Origin of the sequence: Sulfuricurvum sp. (assembly GCF_019163035.1) — a bacterium.
GTDB lineage: Bacteria > Campylobacterota > Campylobacteria > Campylobacterales > Sulfurimonadaceae > Sulfuricurvum.
The window spans coordinates 1-2,692 of sequence record NZ_JAFLKV010000082.1 but is presented as its reverse complement, the minus strand read 5'-3'; the positions used below and the strand labels follow the sequence as shown (position 1 = coordinate 2,692).

Here is a 2,692-nt window from a genome sequence, read left to right as displayed (position 1 = left end):
TTTCTAAAAGTTTCATCAAAAATTCGACTTCGAGTTTCGGGCGCTTCCAGTTTTCGGTGCTGAACGCATAGAGGGTGAGGCGATCAATCTCGCTATGCTCACCGCAGTAGGTGGTGATGGAGCGTACGATCTCCGCTCCCTTCTCATGTCCGTAGGTACGACTTTTTCCCTGAGCCTCTGCCCAGCGTCCGTTTCCGTCCATGATGATCGCGATGTGGCGAGGCTGATTGCTCATAAGGTACACGCCTGTGCGTTATGGAGTATTTTTTCGGCAAGCTCAAACTTACTATGACGACCCAAATCGATTACGTCCTCTTTGGTAATAAAGGTAATGCTATTTTGCTCTCCCCCAAAACTTTTGGCATCTTCGAGAAGATTGTAACACACCGCATCGACCTCTTTTTGCATCAAAAGATTTTTTGCATTAGCGAGTCCCTCTTCACTATCCATTTCCGCTTTAAAGGCGATGGTGGTAACACCGTCTCGATCACGAGCGAGGGTACTTAAAATATCCGATGTTTGGGTGAGTTCAATCTCCCAATTCTCCCCTAACATCGATTTTTTTAGCTTCCCTTGTTGAGGGAATTTAGGGGTAAAATCGGCTACTGCGGCAACCATAAACAAAAAGGGGCGTTTTTGTATGAGTTTAATCGATTCGGTGGTGTTGAGTGAGGGTTTAGACATTTTCCCTTTTTTGGCGATACGGAGTGCATCTTGGGTGTATTCTAACATCTCTTTGGCATCGTCTACGTCTATCGTGTAGATACTTTTTGGGAGTCCTTCGTTGCCCTTGGTCGTAATGTAGCACACATCCGCACCTTTGAGATAGAGAGAGAGGGCAATTGCTTTTGCCATTTTTCCTGAAGAAAAGTTAGTGATATAACGTACTTCATCGATCTTTTCTCTCGTCCCTCCGCCGGTAATGACCACACGGCGATCTTCCCAATAACTCTCTTTTAGCAACACTTTTGCCGTTTCAAAAAAGATATCAATCGGCTCCGCCATCGCACCGTCCCCGACGACCTGACACGCCAGCTCTTTCGTCTGGGTTTCGATGATCTCATAATTGGCGATTGCGAGCATCTTCTGGGATGCTTGAATCATCGGGTTTTGGATCATATTGGTGTTAGCAGAGGGGGCAATGAGTTTGATCCCGGGATAGGCGAGGGCACACTGGGTTAAGATCGTATCGGCGATACCGTTGGCGAGTTTGGCGATGGTGTTGGCGGTTAGGGGAGCTATGACGAGTATATCCGCCCACTGTGAAATTTTGATATGGTTGAAATCATCCGCCCACGATTCGTTGGTGTCATCGAGAACACGGTTTCGGCTAAGGGCTTCAAAGCTCAGCGGTGCGACAAACTTTTTGGCGGAGGGACTCATCACGACCCGTACTTCGGCTCCCGCTTTGATGTAGAGGCGGAGAAGCTCGAGCGATTTATACGCCGCGATTGATCCTGTGACACCGAGGAGGATTTTTTTACCCGCTAAAAGGTTGGAAGGGATCTCCATCATTTCCCTTTGCCGAAAAATTTGGTGAAAAATCCCGCTACTTTACGGATCGGGGTGCGGCTGAGGATGAGGATGTCGCTCTCGTATTTCCCTGCCGTGACGGTGGTTCCTGCGGCGATCATGACATTATCGGCTATCTCTACGGGGGCGACAAGCTGGGTATCGCTTCCGACAAATACGTTTTTACCGATGATGGTTTGGTATTTTTTGACGCCGTCGTAGTTGCAGGTAATCGTCCCCGCACCGATGTTGGTTCCCGAATCGATCACAGCGTCGCCCAGATAGCTCAAATGTCCCGCTTTGACTCCTGTGAGGGTCGATTTTTTCACCTCGACGAAGTTTCCGATATGGGTACCTTCGAGAACGCTGAGCGGTCTGAGATGCGCCAAAGGGCCTACGTCGGAATTTTTGACCGTGCTATCTTCGATAACACTGTGGGCTTTGATATGGGAGTTGGAGATAAGGGTGCTTCCGCAGAGACGGACGCCGTTTTCAACGATACACTCCCCCTCGAATTTGACACCTTCTTCGAGATAGATGGTCTCAGGCAACTGCATAATAACTCCCGCATCCATCCACGTGCGGCGGAGTCGATCCATCATAATCATCTCTGCTTGGGTGAGATCGTTTTTGGAATTGACTCCCTTAAACTCTACCTCTTCGACATAGAGCGGTGAAATAGATAGACCGTCATTGCGTGCCATCTCGATGACATCGGTGAGGTAGTATTCCCCTTGGGCATTGGCGTTGGAAAGACGAGGGATATAGGTTTGCAATACGTGGTGTTTGAATGCATAAACCCCTGCATTGACGGTGTTGATCGCTTTTTCGTTCTCAGATGCGTCTTTCTCTTCGACAATCCGTAACACTTGGTTGTTTTCGATAACGACACGTCCGTAGCCCGATGGATTATCGAGCGGGATAACGGACATCACGATGTCGGCGGGATTGGCGAGGAATTTTTCGATAGAGGAACGCGCGACTAAGGGCATATCGCCGTTGAGGACGAGGACATCGTCATAGCGCGGCTTGACGCCCATCATCGCTCCTCCCGTTCCTGGGAAGTTTTCGGCATCTTGGGTGACAAAAGTGAGTCCGCTGAAATATTTTTCCATCGCACGGACTACGGCATCTTTTTGGTGGGCGACGACGACGATGACATCATCGGTGATCTCTCGTG

General features: G+C 49.2%; 3 protein-coding genes. All 3 read right to left on the bottom strand.

Annotated features, from left to right (window positions below; translation table 11 throughout):
- Nucleotides 1-235, bottom strand: a 235-nt coding sequence (locus JZU62_RS06375) for an undecaprenyl diphosphate synthase family protein (protein WP_295013031.1), incomplete at its 3' end; no start/stop codon positions are given.
- Complete coding sequence (coaBC, locus tag JZU62_RS06370; RefSeq protein WP_295013032.1) at nt 232-1,512, bottom strand: bifunctional phosphopantothenoylcysteine decarboxylase/phosphopantothenate--cysteine ligase CoaBC; 1,281 nt, start codon at nt 1,510-1,512, stop codon at nt 232-234. The genes JZU62_RS06375 and coaBC, both read right to left, overlap by 4 nt.
- Nucleotides 1,512-2,692 (bottom strand): bifunctional UDP-N-acetylglucosamine diphosphorylase/glucosamine-1-phosphate N-acetyltransferase GlmU (gene glmU, locus JZU62_RS06365; RefSeq protein WP_295013028.1); only part of this gene is annotated, 1,181 nt, incomplete at its 5' end. The genes glmU and coaBC, both read right to left, overlap by 1 nt.

Bases quoted from the DNA above. Each gene is read 5' to 3' on its own strand.
- coaBC (WP_295013032.1), bottom strand. From the start codon at position 1,512: ATGGAGATCCCTTCCAACCTTTTAGCGGGTAAAAAAATCCTCCTCGGT.